This is a genomic window from Bacillus sp. T33-2, from assembly GCF_002860205.1.
In the GTDB taxonomy this organism is placed as follows: Bacteria; Bacillota; Bacilli; order Bacillales; family Cytobacillaceae; genus T33-2.
Map to the genome: position 1 here is coordinate 19,345 of NZ_PGVB01000012.1, position 15,750 is coordinate 35,094.

The window sequence follows — 15,750 nt, forward strand, 5'->3', positions numbered from 1 at the left end:
ATTCCGCTCCCGCTACATTTAACTATGCTGTCTAAAATAATAATGGTCTTCTGATTCTGGAAAATGGATGAAAGCTTCCGTATAAACACCTTTTTGTGATGTATAGGAGATGCTGTGCCCAAGCTTTTGCGCCATCCTTTCCACCAAATATAAACCCATTCCTGTAGAGGCTGTTTGTTGCCTGCCGTTTTTTCCTGTAAAGCCTTTCTCAAATAAACGGGGCAAATCTTCGGCATCAATTCCTACCCCATTATCCCGGACGCTGATTGTCCGCTTTTCCGTATCAATCGTTATGTCTATGTTACCGTCCCGTTCTGTGTACTTCAGCGCATTTGAAAGCAGTTGGCTCACGATAAATAACAGCCCCTTTTTATCGGTCAGCACTGGAAAGCTCATGATCTGGAGGTTCAATTTTATCTTTTTTGCCAGAAAAGCTTTTGTATGCAATTTGACTGCCTCTCTTATAACCCGCCCAGTATCAACTTCCTGGATAAGATAATCTTTATGAAAATCACTGAGCCTTGAAAAATAGAGCGCCTGTTCTATAAAATGCTCGATCTTGTCCATTTCCTCTTCCAGGCTGTCCATTCCCACGTCCAGCTCATAAATCATTCTGCTTACGGAAATTGGTGTTTTTATTTCATGGAACCAGGTGGTCATATATTCAAGCCATTCTTTCTTTTCTTCGTTAATTTTTTCGATTTGAAACATTTGCCTTTGCTGCTGTTTTTTTAAAATTTGTAAATACAGGCTCTCTTCATTCGTGGCGGGCTTTGGAAAAATCGTATGTTCATCATGTGCGGCCATGTCAAGCAGCTCATCAAAAAATTTCCTCTTCTGATAGTAATTTATGCATAAATAACTGAAAAAAATGATTGCTGCCATCAACTCAATGTATAACAGGCTGCTCATATCAACATGCAAAACCGGATTGAACACGAGCATTAAAGTAATAAAAGCCATTAAAACTATATAAGTGAAGACCAGCCACTTTTGATCAATCAAATAGGGAAAGAATTTCATGGCAATAGGTATCCTTGTCGTTTTTTCGTGACAATCGCATCCGCCAATCCGATGGCTTCAAGCTTTTTCCTGAGGCGGTTAATATTCACTGTCAATGTATTGTCATCAATGAATTGCTCATCCTCCCACAATGCTTTCATGAGGTCATCCCTCGCAACAATTTGACCTGTTTTTTTCATCAGGATATACAAAATATGAAACTCATTTTTCGTAAGTGATACAGCTTCATTTTGATAATAAGCGGTTGAGTTTTGAATATTGAGGACCAGCCCTCCGGCTGAAATGAGATCTTTCTCTGGTTCATCGGCTCTCTGTGAGCGCCGCAATACAGCATTCATCTTCGCAACCAAAACTTCCAATGAAAAAGGTTTTTGGATAAAATCATCGCCGCCCATATTCATGGCCATGATAATGTCCATATTATCGGTGCGTGAGGAGATAAAAATGATCGGAACATCAGCAATCTGCCTGATCTTATTGCACCAGTAAAAACCGTCATAGCTTGGCAGATTGATGTCAAGCAGCACCAGGTGGGGGTTGCATCCCAAAAATTGCTCGATAATATTGTCAAATTGTTCAACCGCCACAGGTTCAAATCCCCATTTTTTCAAGTAATCATGGATCATCGTCCGAATTTTAAAATCGTCTTCTATGATCATTACATTATACATTCGACAGCACCCTATTCAATTATTTGTAAATATTAGCGAGCATGTTTTATCATATTTGCACGAAAGAGGTCAGACACTGCTCGCCGTCTGTTCGTAAGCACGCTCAGCTTTGTGAGAAACATAGCTGTGCAATACCATTCCAACAATCACGATAAATATGCCCCACCATGACAAAGGTGAAGGAATGGCAATGGATAAAAAGAGGACTTCACCTGCGAGGGCGAAAAGGACCTCCATTGACTGTGTTGCCTCGACGGCAGCCAGCTTTTGCATATTTCCTTTTACCATGTCTGTTGCCTGGAAGAAAAGGACTGTAGCGATGACTCCAGAACAAATCGCCACCATTAGTGACTGGATGGTTTGTTCCGTACTTGGTGCGCCTGCGGTAAAAAATCCGTAGAAAGACAGCACAACCCAGAACGGCAGGCTCGCTAAAGTCATGCCCAACACCCGCTGATACGCATCCAGCCGCCCGGCACATATGTCCATCATCTTGCGGTTGCCGAGTGGATACGCAAACGATGCAATAATGACCGGGATGAGCCCCAACAGTAATTCTTTTACTGACAGATGGCTCGCATGCTCGATTTGCATGAGCACGATGCCCAACAGGATGATTAGCGACATCATCAGCCCTTTAAAAGGAATCCTTCCCCTAACTTTAACAGGGCCTTGATTCGTTAGGATCGTTTCGGAAAATAAAGGTACAAGCAGTGAACCTGATATAATCGTGATTTGCCAGGTGCCAGCGATCAGCCATCCAGGTGAATATGCTGCCGAAAAGCAAATGGGCGCATAAAACAGTCCAAATCCCACAAAACTCCATAACATCCAGGCGCCTGGCTGTTCCCTTATTGCACGCAACAGAGGCCGCAAATTCTTTCTGCCCACTACAACTATCAATAAAATGGGAGCCATGAAAAAATAGCGCAATGACGCACTCCAGATCCAACTCCCGCCGGACAATTCCATCGTCCTGTTCAGTATAAATGTAAAAGCAAAAAAGAATGCCGCAAAAACCCCTAAAATAATAGGCCGCAAATGGCTCACCCCAATTTGTTTCTTCTGTCCGTTTCTTAACATATATATGTTCTACAAAATAGGTGGAATCCCCTTTTAATTAAGAAAGCCCCTCATCTGTTTTTAAACAAATTTGGGGCTCCAATTCAATATTTTAATTCTGTGTCTACAACCCTCCGCATCCAGGGGTATTTCCTTTCTCCTTATCTTCGGACGCTCCTTCTGAGACTGCTTGTAAACCATACCCAGTAGGACTGATCTCAAGTATTCCATCTTTACTATTTCTCTTCAACTGATGATTTGGATGGCCCAGCTCTTCATTAAAATTGTCTTTTTCCATATTGAAACCTCCGGTGTCAGTTTTCAATTAGTTTTCCGGGACTTCCATGATTTATGCAGTTCTTCAGGATTTGAGGCAGCTCTTAGACCGGATTGTCACCCACCTTCTGCTTTAGTAATGCTCGTTACCGGGCTCTCGAATGATTTCCAAAGGGCAACTCTTGATGTTGTGACCGCCCTGGCGCCGGCATTCAAGGCACAGGTGACCTCGTCCCTTGTTTGGACAAGTCCGCCTGTAAGGATGGGAATTGTATGATCTTCAGCCATTTTCCTGATGAAACCGGGAATGATGCCGGGAAGAATTTCTACATAATCGGCTTTTGTATGTTTCAAAATGGAATAGCTTTTTTGCAATGCCTGGGAATCAAGGAGAAAGATCCTTTGGACTGTCAAAACCCCTTTCTGCCTCGCTTTTAAAATCACGTTGGGCTTTGTTGAAATAATTCCAAAAGGTTTTATTTCCTGGCACAAATACTCAGTAGAGTATTCGTCATTTTTTAAGCCCTGAATCATATCAGCATGGAGAAGAATGTTTTTATTATGTTGCTTCGCAAGCTGGGAGACAGGCTTTAATTGGGCAATATCCATATCCAGGTAAACCCCGTATTGAAAACTGCTTTCCAAAAATAAATTGTATTGGTTCTTGTTCTTGGCAACCGGTATCACTTGTTGGCCATGAAAGCTCATAGTTTCACCTTTTATAGATATTTGATGATCCAGTCCATTGTTTCCTCTTCATCAGCCCCGTCGACAGCGACACGAATCGTTTCCCCTTGTTTAATAGAAGCTGTCATCATGCTCAACACGCTTTTAGGATTAAATTTCCTGCTCCCAGCGTAAAATTCGACAGTACTTTTGAACTCATTCAGTTTTTTTACCAATTCTGCGGCAGGCCGAGCATGCAGCCCCTGTTCTAATGAAACAGTAATCTCTTTTTCTATCATTTTGTTCACCCCATTGGAAGCCTAACTTTGCACTTTTTGTAAATTTTTCGCGCCTTCCGCAGCAGCAGCAACTTCACTTAGTGTTCCGCCGATACCAGATTGGATAATGGCCGCATATGCCCCTTCAACGAGCGGTGCGTCCGCTATTTTTATATTTTGATAATCTTCGAGTGTTTCAATTGCCATTTCAGCGTTGATCAGCGCGCTCCCCAAATCGAAGATGACAACGACCCCTTTTTCTGAATAAACCGATTCTAGGGCGTGCTTGATTTTAAACATGTCCGTCCCAATGCCATTTTCATCGGTACCACCTGCAACCGCGAGCGGCACTTTTTCCTGGACTTGTCTTAGCAGTGCAGACAATCCTTTCACTATATCTGGGCTGTGGGAAATTAACACGATGCCTACATAACTCATAATTCTGCTCCTTTGAATACTTTTGCCAACTCAGTGAAGAAAAAATGAGAAGATGCAGCTCCAGGATCAATATGGCCGACCGAACGCGGCCCGAGATACGAAGCCCTCCCTTTTTTGGCTTCCATATTCTTTGTTTCCTCCATTTTTGCAATGGATAGTTTCATTAATCCATCCCAATCAACATGGTCACCGTGGGATTTTAGGAAATCTACAACAGGGATCCACACATCAAGCATCGTCTTATCATGAAAACCTGCTTTTCCTCTCATTTTTATTCCTTCCAAAGACTCTGCAAATGCTTCCGTTAATTCGGCTGCGGATGCCTGCTGTTTTTCTTTTAACGATGCAGCGGCCTTCAAGAATACCGTGCCGTATAATGGGCCCGATGCACCGCCGACTTTCGAGAGGAGGGTCATTCCGGTATCTTTGAATAAAGCGCCCAAGTCGCTGTACACTGCATTGTCAATTTTTTTGGCCACCTCATTGAAGCCCCTGGCCATATTGATTCCATGGTCCCCGTCACCTATTGCCTGGTCCAATTCTGTCAGGTAGATTTTTTGCTGCTGGTAAATATCATTAAGCTGTTTAAGCCACAATTTGGCTTCTTCAACTCCAAAACCCATTGCTGAATCTCCTTTGTGATTATTTCTTAAAAGCAACTGTATCAGCGCCGGCATCCAACAGTTCTGTCAGCTGATCATCAAGGTGGAGCAGTGTGATCGAGCACCCGGCCATTTCGAGGGATGTCATATACTCGCCAATAAATGTTTCATAAATTTCTATATTTTGTGCTTTCAAGATTTTCGAGGCCCTGTTGTTTACTATATAGAGCTCCATTAATGGAGTGGCCCCAAGCCCGTTAATCATTAGGGCCACTTTGCTGCCCTTGCTGAACTGCAGATTAGTGAGTACCTTATTCAGAAGAATTTCAGTAACTTCATCCGCCGTTTTGATCCCACTTCTTTCAATTCCCGGTTCGCCATGGATTCCCATGCCGATTTCCATTTCGGTTTCACCTATGGAAAAGCCCGGTTTTCCAGCGGCAGGAACTGTACAAGGGGTTAACGCCATACCCATCGAACTTAGATTTTCATTTACCTTGTTTGCAACTGCAGCAACTTCCTCAAGAGTTGCCCCGGTTTCAGCAAGCGCACCGGCGATTTTATGGACAAACACTGTCCCCGCAATTCCCCGTCTGCCAACTGTATATGTAGAATTTTCAACTGCCACATCATCATCCACGATGACCTTTGCTACCTGGATGCCTTCCGCTTCTGCCAGTTCAGCTGCCATCTCAAAATTCATTACATCGCCAGTGTAATTTTTGATGACAAGCAGGACTCCTTTGCCGCCATCCACTGCCTTGATCGCCTCAAAAACCTGATCCGGGGTTGGAGAAGTAAACACTTCACCTGCAACCGCCCCATCGAGCATGCCTCTTCCAACGTATCCTCCATGTGCCGGTTCATGGCCGCTTCCTCCGCCGCTCACTATTCCGACTTTTCCTTGCACTGGTGCATCAGCACGGACAATTACCGTTGTATTCGGAACCTGTTTAACATACTTGGGATAAGCTTCCACAAATCCTTCCACCATTTCCTGGACAACACTTTCTGGTTGATTGATCAGCTTTTTCATCCATTTCCCTCCTTTTTGTTTTCATTAAACTAAGTAGCAAGAAACGTGCCAAACTTAAAACTGTAAGCGCCTTCAGTAGAGACCGGGCTAATTACGCTGACACCTTGATTTTACTTACACATCCTCGGGATTTTTTCTCAAGCATCTTGATAATTTTTCCCAAGCAAATGGGTCAGCTCATATTTTCTCAGCTTGCTGGCAGCGGTCTTATGGGTAATCCCTAAAGCTTTTGCCAATTGGTTAAAGCTCGGGTAAAACTTTGCTGCGTTCTGGAAAATTTGTTTTTCATATTCTTCTAATGGAAGGATGTTTCCCTTAAAGTCTATTTCAAGGGATGTGTAGTCACTGTTTGAGATATAAGCGGGCAAGTCCTTGCAATGGAGGGTCTCATCCTCCGTCAGTGCTGTGGCCCGTTCGATTGCATTTTGCAGCTCCCTGATATTTCCGGGCCAGTGATACCTGCCGACCGCTTCGAGAAAACCTTTCTCATAAAACTTGATACTTTTTCCCAACTGATGATTGTATAAATTGCGAAAGTGATCGGCCAGTAAAGGAATGTCATCTTTTCGGTGGCGCAACGGTGGAAGGTGGATAGGTATGATATTCAAACGATAGTAGAGATCGGCCCGGAACTTTCCCGCTTCCACCAATTTCATCAAGTCTTCATTGGTAGCGGCAATGACCCTTACATCAAGCTTTATTGTCTTATCACCGCCGACACGCTCAAACTCTCTCTCCTGAAGCACCCGAAGAAGTTTAGCCTGGAGATCGATATCCAAGTCGGCAATCTCATCAAGGAAAATGGTCCCTGAATTCGCAAGCTCGAACTTGCCCTGATGGGTTCTTACAGCTCCGGTAAAAGCGCCCTTTTCATGGCCAAACAGTTCACTTTCAATTAAATTGCGCGGGATGACTGCACAATTCACCCGAATGAATGGTTTGTTTTTCCGATTGCTGGATTCATGGATCGCCCGGGCTACCAGCTCTTTTCCAGTCCCGCTTTCCCCGGTTATCAATACCGTTGAAATCGTTTTGGAAACTTTATTTGCGATAGACAGACTTTCTATCAAAGTTTCGCTGTTCCCGATAATAGTCTGGAAGGCTTCATCTAAGCGAAGATGCTTTGAGAGCTCCTGTTCCAGGTACTTCGTGCGCTCTTCCATGATTTCCAGCACTTTCATCAAAGATTTAAGCTTATTGTAAGGACTAAGCGATGTAACAGCGCCATGAAACATACTATCTATTAAAATAGGGTTGATTTTAATGATATATGATTCATTCTGTAAAACTTTTATATCCTGGTAAAAGCTTATATGCCTGTTGACGAGCAAGGTCCAGGCTTCATTGTCTATAAGCCCCATCACAGAGTCAGAATCACTCATTCCAGACAGCAGTTTTTTCATGCGTTCATTCATGTAGGTGAAATCACCGTTTTTATCCGTCAGCCCGATTAAATCGTTCACGGATTCCAGCACTAAATTAAGTTTTTCCTGAAGCTCCCTTTCCCTCTGGAGTTCGGAGTTTGCTTTTTCCAGGTCTGATATATCCTGAAAAATTGCTACGGCACCGATGATTTTCCCATCGAAGAAGATCGGTGCCCGATTTACAAGAATCGTAAAACTGGTCAGCCTCTGTTTCTCGGCAAGCCTTGTTTCACCGGAATTTAATATTTGATGGAGCTTTGAATGGGGAATGACCTGGTCTGCCCGTTTATTTAACAATTGATTGGCAGGCATTTCCAGCAGCCTTACCGCTGCATCATTCACAAAAGTGATGATATTTTCCCCGTTAACGACCACCATTCCATTTGGCAGATTAGAAATTGCTTCTTGCATGATAACCGAATTTTCCATCAGCAGACGGTCGGTTTCCTGCTCCTGGCTGTCCATTTGGTGGTTCTTTTGAAAGAAAAGCCTGATTTCCTCTTCCAGGCTTTGTGGTATGGCTTCCTTAAAATGCAGGGTGATTTCCTCTCCTTGTCCCACTTTAAGAGATACAAGGGATAAAAGATTGGTCACTTCAACATATCTACCTTTGTACTCTACCGTTATGTTTTTAATAACCGATTGATCTTTGATCCCATTTTGAAGCATGGTAATAAATGATGCTGCACTTCTCACATGGAGTCCATTGCGCTGAAAAACTTTAAGGGTTATTTTTTGCATGGCAACCTCCCCAGCCGCTTATAGGTTTATTACAATGATCATTTCCCGAAATTGCATGACTCGCCCTATTTAAAAACCTCCCTTGTTGGGAGGCCTTTTAACTATTTTGGTAATTATTTCTCGTTCACATTTTACCATACTCCTGGTTCCAATTAGAATCCTGAGATGTTTATTTTGAATATGAAAATCCGGTCCAGCTTCTGATAAGCGATGTGGTTCGTTCAGACATTTAAGGCGTTAACGGCACCTTCAATCTCGGCGTCCAGCTGGGCTGCATACTTTTCTTTTTCAGCTTCAGGCCAATTGAATTTTTGTCCCATGTAGCTGAGGACTTTATCCTTCCATTCATGAACTGAATCTATGTCAAACAGGAGGTCCCCTGTTCTTCTAAAATAGAAATCTACCGGCGTCGCGGCCATCTCATATTCAATGGCGTAAGCGAGCTTTGCGAAAACCGTTAACGGGAGCCCGGACTTTGCTGCTTCCTCCCGCTGGGCAGATATCAATTCGAAAATTGTAGGTGCGTTTGATCCATAAAACGCGGTGAGGCTCTCCGCATCCTCTTCTTGCAGGCCTGCCTTCACTCCTTGTTCTGTCACCGAAGCTATATAATGACCGAAATTGTCAGAGCCCCCTACATCCCCGCCGGAAATAGGGAGATGTTTTGTTTGGCATTGAGAAAATGGCCCTTTTCCTTCGGCCTGAAGTTTGTCCGTCACGAGGTCAACGATCGTTTCCGCCATTTTTCTGTATCCTGTCAGTTTTCCGCCAGCAATTGTAATCAAGCCTGACTCAGATTCCCAGATCTCGTCCTTTCGGGAAATTTCAGATGGTCCTTTGCCTTCTTCATGTATGAGGGGACGAATCCCGGCCCAGCTTGATTCAACATCCTCAGCTTTAGCCTTTACGTCCGGGAACATATAGTTGATGGCATTCAAAAGATAATCCCTGTCAGTTGTGGTCATCCGCGGATGCGCAATGTCATCATTGTAGAATGTATCAGTCGTTCCTACATACGTTTTTCCATTTCTCGGGATTGCAAAGACCATCCTTCCATCCTCTGTGTCAAAGTAAACCGCTTGTTTTAGAGGGAAGCGTGACTGGTCGATGACAATATGGACGCCTTTGGAGAGGATCAAGGTCTTACCCTTTTTTGAGCCGTCTTTTTCCCGGATTGAATCAACCCAGGGGCCGGCTGCATTTATAACCTTGCCCGCTTTAACGGCAAATTGTGCACCGGTCAACTGGTCAACTGCCATTACACCGGTTACGCGGCCGTTTTCATATACCAGTTCCTCAACCTTTGCGTAGTTCAGTGCAGTAGCGCCTTTATCAACAGCTGCTTTAAGCACTTCTATAGTCAGCCTTGCGTCGTCTGTACGGTATTCTACGTAGTATCCACCGCCCTTCAGCCCTGTTTTCTTGATCAACGGTTCCTTTCTTAACGTTTCTTCCTTGGTAAGCATTGTTCTTCTTTCGCTCTTTTTAACCCCTGCCAAAAAATCATATGCGCGAAGCCCGATTGAAGTGGTAAAGCTTCCGAACGTTCCCCCTTGGTGAAAGGGAAGGAGCATCCATTCTGGTGTCGTTACATGCGGGCCGTTTTCATACACGATTGCCCGTTCTTTGCCTACTTCAGCGACAACCTTTACATCCAGTTGTTTCAGGTACCGTAAGCCACCATGGACAAGTTTGGTCGACCTGCTTGAAGTACCTGCTGAAAAATCCTGCATATCCAAAAGCGCTATTTTTATGCCGCGTGCAGCTGCATCAAGGGCAATCCCGGCACCAGTAATCCCGCCGCCGATCACCAATATGTCGAAAGTTTCTGCCGTCATTTTACCAATAATTTCATTTCGTTTTAAATTTGTGAACGTCATGCAGTCCAGTCCTCCTAATGTAAAAGAGACCACAAGAGGCACTACCGCCTGAAACGATACTGCTCTTGTGGTCTCTCCATGTCTCCTGACACAATATTAACTTATCAATAACTTTATCAAATTATTTAAAGAAAGGAAATCTAAAAGGCTTGTATTCTACTTAAATGCCATTGCGGCTTTGACGGCCTTCTTCCAGCCATTGTATAGCTCATCGCGGTTTTGAACGGACATTTTCGGTTCAAATGAACGGTCGATTGCCCATTGCGTCGCGATATCTTGCTGGTTTTCCCAGTATCCTACCGCAAGCCCGGCCAGATATGCAGCACCTAACGCTGTTGTTTCATTGATGACAGGCCTCTCAACCGGAACGTTCAAAATATCACTCTGGAATTCCATCAGAAAATTATTCATGACAGCCCCGCCATCAACACGGAGAGTCTTTAGCTCTATTCCCGCATCAGCCTCCATGGCCGCGAGAACATCTTTTGTCTGGTAAGCCAACGATTCCAGTGTGGCACGCACAAAGTGTTCTTTGCTTGTTCCACGGGTAAGGCCAAATACAGCGCCTCTTACTTCACTGTCCCAGTACGGTGTTCCCAGTCCTACAAAGGCAGGGACAATATACACTCCATCGGTCGATTCGACTTGTGTTGCATATCCTTCACTGTCTTTTGCATTTTTCAGCATCCTCAATCCGTCACGGAGCCACTGGATAGCTGAGCCGGCAACGAAAATGCTTCCTTCCAAAGCATATTCAACTTTGCCATTCAGGCCCCAGGCAATTGTTGTCAATAACCCGTGGTCTGACCGTACAGCCTTCTCGCCTGTATTCATTAACATGAAGCAGCCTGTTCCATAAGTATTTTTTGCCATTCCTTCATCAAAGCAAGCCTGGCCGAACAGAGCTGCCTGCTGGTCACCTGCTGCACCGGCAATCGCGACCTCTTGCCCGAAGAAGTGATATCCTATTGTATGGGCGTAAACCTCGGAAGAAGGCCTTACTTCAGGAAGCATGGATTGAGGCACACCAAGGATTTCCAGCAGCTCTTCGTCCCATTTTAATTCATGGATGTTGTACATGAGGGTACGGGATGCATTAGTATAATCAGTCACATGGGCAGTACCGCCTGAAAGCTTCCAAATAAGCCATGTATCAATTGTCCCGAACAATAATTTGCCTTGCTCTGCTTTTTCTCTTGCACCTTCTACATTATCGAGGATCCATTTTACTTTTGTTCCCGAGAAGTAAGCGTCGATTAATAATCCGGTTTTTTCCCTGAAAAGATCATTGTGCCCTTTCTCTTTCAATTCATCACAAATGCCGCTTGTCTGTCTTGATTGCCAGACGATTGCATTGTAAATCGGATGCCCTGTTTCTTTATCCCAAACGACCGTTGTTTCACGCTGGTTGGTGATGCCGATACCGGCTATTTGTTCCGGTTTCACTTCTGATTCTGATAAGACACCCGCGATTACAGCTAAAATGGATCCCCAGATTTCATTGGCATTATGTTCAACCCAGCCTGGCTTCGGGAAATGCTGTGTAAATTCCTTCTGGGCCACGTGCACAATTTCCCCTTTTTTGTTAAAAAGGATGGCACGGGAGCTGGTTGTTCCCTGATCTAAAGATAAAATATACTTTTCCATTTGGCTTCCTCCCCAATTTCGAATCTTTGATTAAGCAGTAAATTTTGATGAATCAATTTCACCGGATTGTTTTGTGCCCGTTGCGTAAGCCAATATCAGGATTGCTAATACTGCTGCTGTGGCAACCCAGAAAAGTCCGGAAAATTCTCCTGAGAAAACCGCCTTATAAAATACAGCTCCGAATACTCCGCCGAGCAGCGGCCCAACAACCGGTATCCACGAATAACCCCAGTTAGAGCTGCCCTTGCCTGGAATCGGCAGAATGAAGTGCGCAATCCTCGGTCCAAGGTCACGGGCCGGATTGATGGCATAGCCTGTGGTACCACCAAGAGACATCCCGATGACCACTATAAGAAGCCCCACTGCGATTGGATTCAATCCCTCTGTGAATTTGTTTGCTCCAATAAATAATAAACCTAATACGAGAATAAAAGTACCGAAAATTTCACTAAACAGATTTGAAAAAGTGTGAGGAATTGCAGGGCCTGTCGCAAATACGCCCAGCTTGGTACCCGGGTCTTTCGTTGCTTTCCAGTGTGGCAGATAGTGAAAGAAAATTAATGCTGCCCCTAAAATAGCGCCTATCATTTGTGCGAGAATATAACCTGGGACATCTGCCCAATCAAATGAACCATTGACAGCAAGCGCAACAGTGACCGCTGGATTCAAGTGGGCTCCGCTTATGGAACCGACCGCGAATACACCCATTGTGACCGCGAGACCCCATGCGATCGTGATGACGATCCAGCCAGGGCTGTTTGAATAAGATTTGTTCAGGGAAGAACCCGCGCCGATTCCGGCCCCAAACACGATCAGGATCATTGTCCCAATCACTTCCCCCATAAATGGTGACATACTTACTTCCCCTTCCTGTTCTGTTAATTTTGAATTTTTCACAAATAAGACTTTGCAGAAAAATAGGAGATCCACATACAGAAATAACCTAACACAAGGCATATCTGTGTGAATCTCCCAATCTCCGTCACAAAATCTTAACTTGTAATTGAAGTATACTTAAATATGAAAGCGCTGTCAAATACTTTTATTTCATTTTTTTGCTTTTTATTGTATGTATGTTGTTAATTCTTTAAGCAAAATGATGCCACAAATCTTTTTTCGATGTTGTTACAGCCACTGCCCCCGCATTTAAAGCATTATGAACATCATCGGCCGTCCTGATCAACCCTCCGGCAAAAATCGGCATTTGTACACTCTCTTTCACTTCGTTGATCATCCATGGCATTGTCCCAGGAAGGACTTCAATATAATCCGGCTGTGTTTTTCCTATCAGCTTATAGCTTTTCTGTACCGCGTGCGAATCAATTAAAAATATTCTTTGGACTGCCAGGACTCCTTTCTGCTTCGCTTTTAAAATTACACTGGACTTAGTGGATATTAACCCGTAAGGGTTATATTCCTGGCATATAAATTCCGTCGAGTAGTCATCGCTCTTTATCCCATGGATCATATCGACATGATACAGCATTTTTTTTCCGTGCGCAGTTGCCATCGAATTCACATTTTTTAATTGGGCAATGTGCAAATCAAGGAATACGCCTATTTCATAGGAACTCTCTAAAAAGTACTCAAAATCCTTCATGCTTGAACAGGCCGGAAGAACCTTTTGTTTCATGCCTCTCATCCCTTTTTTATGTTTGTTCTTATGATATTGGGAATCTTCTATAATTACAATGGAAATGCAGAGGAAGTGGGGGTGATCATTTTTTCACATATGGGGACAGGCGGTGATTTTAGCCAATTTATTGTTTTGTAGTATATTTTTTGGACATGCAAAATAGTATTAAGTTAGACATTCCGTTGAGACGTCGAATGGCAATGGAATAGAGAAGGTGATTGCTATACTCAAAAAAACAGGGGCTATTGTCATCGGGAGCCTGCTGATTGGGACAGGTATCAACGGTTTTTTGGTGCCCCATCATCTGCTGGATGGGGGGGTCGTAGGTATCGCGCTCATCCTGCATTATTACTTTAATATTCAAACCGGCATGTGCATCTTTTTTCTAAGCTTACCTCTGTGCATATATGCATGGTTCCATGAACGGAATTATTTTTACACAAGCTTTCAAGGTTTGATTGTCTGTTCATTTTTTATCGATTGGCTGGCACCATTGCAAACCCGCTTCCCGCTCCCTGTATTCATCAGTGCAATTGTCGGAGGATCAATCATCGGCGTCGGAATCGGGCTCATGCTCCGCTATGAGGCAAGCACAGGCGGCACCGACCTGCTGGCATATATTATTTCGAATGCTTCTTCAGTTAATATTGGGATCATCATTTTTATTCTCGATGGACTTGTCGCCCTGATTGGGTTAAAAGCCCTCGGAGCCGAAAGCTTCATTTTTTCCGTCCTCACCATTTTCACAGTTGGGCTAATTACACAATCTTTTGTAAAAAATAATTATCGGAGCTATTTTCACTGGCCGCCTTTTTGAAACTTCCTTGATGTGTTATGTATATACAAAAAGCTGCTATGATGGCAGCTTATTCTTGCTAAACGTCCTCAGGTAAGCCTTACCAGAAATACAGATCAAATGCGTCATCCAACGATATTTCACCGGGCCCTGTCAGAATGAACCCAAGTGCAATTGCAATCAGCACCAAATTGTACTCAATCCCGCCTGTATCGGAAAACAACCCATTTTTTCCATGGACTGTCTTGATGGCAACTATCATCGGGATAATGATTAACAGCGATGCTAAAGGGGTTAAAAACCCAAGCAAAAATAAAATACCGCCAACAAATTCACCTAAACCGGCGAGCAATGCCATTTGTTTGCCTGGCTTAATGCCTATTTGTTCAAAAAAACCGCCTGTTCCTTCAGGCCCGCCCCCGCCGAACCAGCCGAATGCTTTTTGGGCACCGTGGGCCGCAAAATAAAGGCCGACAACAACACGAATGATTAAAAGTCCCAGATCCTCCACATTTTATCCTCCTATTCGGGATTATTACATGAAAAAGTAATTTAATCTTCCCCTTATAGAACGATTTTTATGCTTCATCAGCTTTTTTCTCAAAGCAAGCAGGTATAACCAGCCCTTGAAAGACCAATTTTCCGGTGACAGGAATTTTATTCCCTGTAAGTCTGTTTTTTATCCTGGTAACTCTGTTTTTTATCCCGGTAACTCTATTTTTTATCCCGGTAACCTTCGATATTTTCCCAGTAGCTGTTTTATTTTTACTAATAAGTATATATTTTACATAGACATTCAAAAAAGATGGCTCTGCTGCGAGAGCAAAGCCACCGTGCCAAACTTTTTATACTAAATGGGCGCCCCCATCAATGAGAACAACCGATCCTGTTGTAAACCCGTTTTTCGCGAGGTAGACGTACGATTGAGCGATGTCCTCGGGCTGGGCAACGCGGCCAACCGGCAATTGTTCAGCGATTCCGGCGAACATCCCCTGCCGCTGTTCATCTGGCATTCCTGCATAAATTGGAGTGTCAACTATGCCAGGAGATACAATGTTTACTCTAAGAGGGGCAAGATCTACCGCAAGACCCCGAACCAAGCCTTCGAGTGCCGAGTTGATGGCAGCGAGTGTGGACGCCCCTTTGGGAGGGCGTACCCCGTAAACGCCCGAGGTCAATGTTATTGAGCCTTCGTTATTTATATATGGAATTGCAGCCCGTACTGTCAGGTATTGTCCCCAGAACTTGCTGTCAAACGCCTGCCTGGCATCTGCAACAGGCAAATCACCGAAGTGGCCCATCGCACCCTCTCCTGCGGTCACCACCAGATGGTCGAAGCTGCCAACGTTTTTGAAAAAGTCAGCTACCTTATCTTCGCTGCGAAAATCCAGTTCATGGCCTTCTACATTGTTTCCAAGTTTTTCTTTTGCCCCTGCCAGATTTGATGCAGAGCGGCTCGCGATAATAACGTGGGCAGCCTCATCAAGAAATGCCCTAGCAGTTGCCAAACCTATCCCAGTAGTGCCCCCGACAACAACCACACGTTTCCCATTCAATGACATAGTGAATGCCTC

At 44.1% G+C, this 15,750-nt stretch carries 18 protein-coding genes; 1 reads left to right on the top strand and 17 read right to left on the bottom strand.

Translation table 11 applies throughout. The features are described from left to right. Positions 1-18: 18 nt before the first annotated feature. The 14 genes from CVD19_RS10280 to CVD19_RS10340 form a co-directional block, all read right to left on the bottom strand. A complete protein-coding gene (locus CVD19_RS10280) occupies positions 19-1,023 on the bottom strand; it encodes a sensor histidine kinase (RefSeq protein WP_101581778.1) in 1,005 nt (334 codons plus the stop codon). Then, on the bottom strand, positions 1,020-1,694 hold the full coding sequence (locus CVD19_RS10285; protein ID WP_101581779.1) for a response regulator transcription factor: 675 nt from the start codon (positions 1,692-1,694) through the stop codon (positions 1,020-1,022). The genes CVD19_RS10280 and CVD19_RS10285 overlap by 4 nt, the downstream gene beginning before the upstream one ends. A gap of 69 nt (positions 1,695-1,763) precedes the next feature. After that, positions 1,764-2,735, bottom strand: a complete 972-nt coding sequence (locus tag CVD19_RS10290; RefSeq protein WP_101581865.1) for a DMT family transporter — start codon at positions 2,733-2,735, stop codon at positions 1,764-1,766. Positions 2,736-2,880: 145 nt separating this feature from the next. Then, positions 2,881-3,054, bottom strand: a complete 174-nt coding sequence (locus tag CVD19_RS24695; protein ID WP_180953583.1) for a hypothetical protein — start codon at positions 3,052-3,054, stop codon at positions 2,881-2,883. Between the two features lie 95 nt (positions 3,055-3,149). Next, positions 3,150-3,740, bottom strand: a complete 591-nt coding sequence (locus CVD19_RS10295) for a glycerol-3-phosphate responsive antiterminator (protein WP_101581780.1) — start codon at positions 3,738-3,740, stop codon at positions 3,150-3,152. 11 nt (positions 3,741-3,751) lie between these two features. Further along, positions 3,752-3,997, bottom strand: a complete 246-nt coding sequence (locus tag CVD19_RS10300; protein ID WP_101581781.1) for an HPr family phosphocarrier protein — start codon at positions 3,995-3,997, stop codon at positions 3,752-3,754. A 21-nt stretch (positions 3,998-4,018) separates the two neighbouring features. Continuing rightward, complete coding sequence (gene dhaM / locus CVD19_RS10305) at positions 4,019-4,414, bottom strand: dihydroxyacetone kinase phosphoryl donor subunit DhaM (protein ID WP_101581782.1); 396 nt, start codon at positions 4,412-4,414, stop codon at positions 4,019-4,021. Then, positions 4,411-5,037, bottom strand: a complete 627-nt coding sequence (dhaL, locus tag CVD19_RS10310) for a dihydroxyacetone kinase subunit DhaL (protein WP_101581783.1) — start codon at positions 5,035-5,037, stop codon at positions 4,411-4,413. The genes dhaM and dhaL overlap by 4 nt, the downstream gene beginning before the upstream one ends. 19 nt (positions 5,038-5,056) lie before the next feature. Next, complete coding sequence (dhaK, locus tag CVD19_RS10315; protein ID WP_101581784.1) at positions 5,057-6,052, bottom strand: dihydroxyacetone kinase subunit DhaK; 996 nt, start codon at positions 6,050-6,052, stop codon at positions 5,057-5,059. A gap of 137 nt (positions 6,053-6,189) precedes the next feature. Next, complete coding sequence (locus CVD19_RS10320; protein WP_101581785.1) at positions 6,190-8,217, bottom strand: sigma 54-interacting transcriptional regulator; 2,028 nt, start codon at positions 8,215-8,217, stop codon at positions 6,190-6,192. Positions 8,218-8,438: 221 nt separating this feature from the next. Continuing rightward, a complete protein-coding gene (locus CVD19_RS10325) occupies positions 8,439-10,097 on the bottom strand; it encodes a glycerol-3-phosphate dehydrogenase/oxidase (RefSeq protein ID WP_101581786.1) in 1,659 nt (552 codons plus the stop codon). A gap of 156 nt (positions 10,098-10,253) precedes the next feature. Beyond that, positions 10,254-11,744, bottom strand: coding sequence for a glycerol kinase GlpK (glpK, locus tag CVD19_RS10330; protein WP_101581787.1), 1,491 nt, complete (start codon positions 11,742-11,744; stop codon positions 10,254-10,256). A 30-nt stretch (positions 11,745-11,774) separates the two neighbouring features. After that, positions 11,775-12,599 (bottom strand): MIP/aquaporin family protein, encoded by an 825-nt coding sequence (locus CVD19_RS10335; RefSeq protein ID WP_101581866.1) that lies wholly within the window; start codon positions 12,597-12,599, stop codon positions 11,775-11,777. Positions 12,600-12,831: 232 nt separating this feature from the next. Next, entirely contained in the window at positions 12,832-13,377 is a 546-nt protein-coding gene (locus CVD19_RS10340; protein ID WP_101581788.1) for a glycerol-3-phosphate responsive antiterminator, read from the bottom strand. A 217-nt stretch (positions 13,378-13,594) separates the two neighbouring features. On the opposite strand from CVD19_RS10340, the gene CVD19_RS10345 reads away from it, so the two are divergent. Then, positions 13,595-14,197 carry a YitT family protein gene (locus tag CVD19_RS10345; RefSeq protein WP_257985090.1) on the top strand — a complete coding sequence of 201 codons (603 nt, stop codon included), beginning with the start codon at positions 13,595-13,597 and terminating at the stop codon, positions 14,195-14,197. Between the two features lie 79 nt (positions 14,198-14,276). Here the strand turns inward: CVD19_RS10345 and CVD19_RS10350 are convergent, their stop codons facing one another. From CVD19_RS10350 to CVD19_RS10360, 3 genes are all read right to left on the bottom strand, one after another. Next, positions 14,277-14,687, bottom strand: a complete 411-nt coding sequence (locus CVD19_RS10350) for a DoxX family protein (protein WP_101581789.1) — start codon at positions 14,685-14,687, stop codon at positions 14,277-14,279. Positions 14,688-14,754: 67 nt separating this feature from the next. Then, positions 14,755-14,976, bottom strand: a complete 222-nt coding sequence (locus CVD19_RS10355) for a hypothetical protein (protein ID WP_101581790.1) — start codon at positions 14,974-14,976, stop codon at positions 14,755-14,757. A gap of 45 nt (positions 14,977-15,021) precedes the next feature. Then, positions 15,022-15,738: an SDR family oxidoreductase gene (locus CVD19_RS10360; RefSeq protein ID WP_101581791.1), complete on the bottom strand. Its 717-nt coding sequence runs from the start codon at positions 15,736-15,738 to the stop codon at positions 15,022-15,024. Positions 15,739-15,750: the final 12 nt, after the last annotated feature.

Bases quoted from the DNA above. Each gene is read 5' to 3' on its own strand.
- CVD19_RS10280 (WP_101581778.1), bottom strand. From the start codon at position 1,023: ATGAAATTCTTTCCCTATTTGATTGATCAAAAGTGGCTGGTCTTCACT.
- CVD19_RS10285 (WP_101581779.1), bottom strand. From the start codon at position 1,694: ATGTATAATGTAATGATCATAGAAGACGATTTTAAAATTCGGACGATG.
- CVD19_RS24695 (WP_180953583.1), bottom strand. From the start codon at position 3,054: ATGGAAAAAGACAATTTTAATGAAGAGCTGGGCCATCCAAATCATCAG.
- CVD19_RS10295 (WP_101581780.1), bottom strand. From the start codon at position 3,740: ATGAGCTTTCATGGCCAACAAGTGATACCGGTTGCCAAGAACAAGAAC.
- CVD19_RS10300 (WP_101581781.1), bottom strand. From the start codon at position 3,997: ATGATAGAAAAAGAGATTACTGTTTCATTAGAACAGGGGCTGCATGCT.
- dhaM (WP_101581782.1), bottom strand. From the start codon at position 4,414: ATGAGTTATGTAGGCATCGTGTTAATTTCCCACAGCCCAGATATAGTG.
- dhaL (WP_101581783.1), bottom strand. From the start codon at position 5,037: ATGGGTTTTGGAGTTGAAGAAGCCAAATTGTGGCTTAAACAGCTTAAT.
- dhaK (WP_101581784.1), bottom strand. From the start codon at position 6,052: ATGAAAAAGCTGATCAATCAACCAGAAAGTGTTGTCCAGGAAATGGTG.
- CVD19_RS10320 (WP_101581785.1), bottom strand. From the start codon at position 8,217: ATGCAAAAAATAACCCTTAAAGTTTTTCAGCGCAATGGACTCCATGTG.
- CVD19_RS10325 (WP_101581786.1), bottom strand. From the start codon at position 10,097: ATGACGTTCACAAATTTAAAACGAAATGAAATTATTGGTAAAATGACG.
- glpK (WP_101581787.1), bottom strand. From the start codon at position 11,744: ATGGAAAAGTATATTTTATCTTTAGATCAGGGAACAACCAGCTCCCGT.
- CVD19_RS10335 (WP_101581866.1), bottom strand. From the start codon at position 12,599: ATGTCACCATTTATGGGGGAAGTGATTGGGACAATGATCCTGATCGTG.
- CVD19_RS10340 (WP_101581788.1), bottom strand. From the start codon at position 13,377: ATGAAACAAAAGGTTCTTCCGGCCTGTTCAAGCATGAAGGATTTTGAG.
- CVD19_RS10360 (WP_101581791.1), bottom strand. From the start codon at position 15,738: ATGTCATTGAATGGGAAACGTGTGGTTGTTGTCGGGGGCACTACTGGG.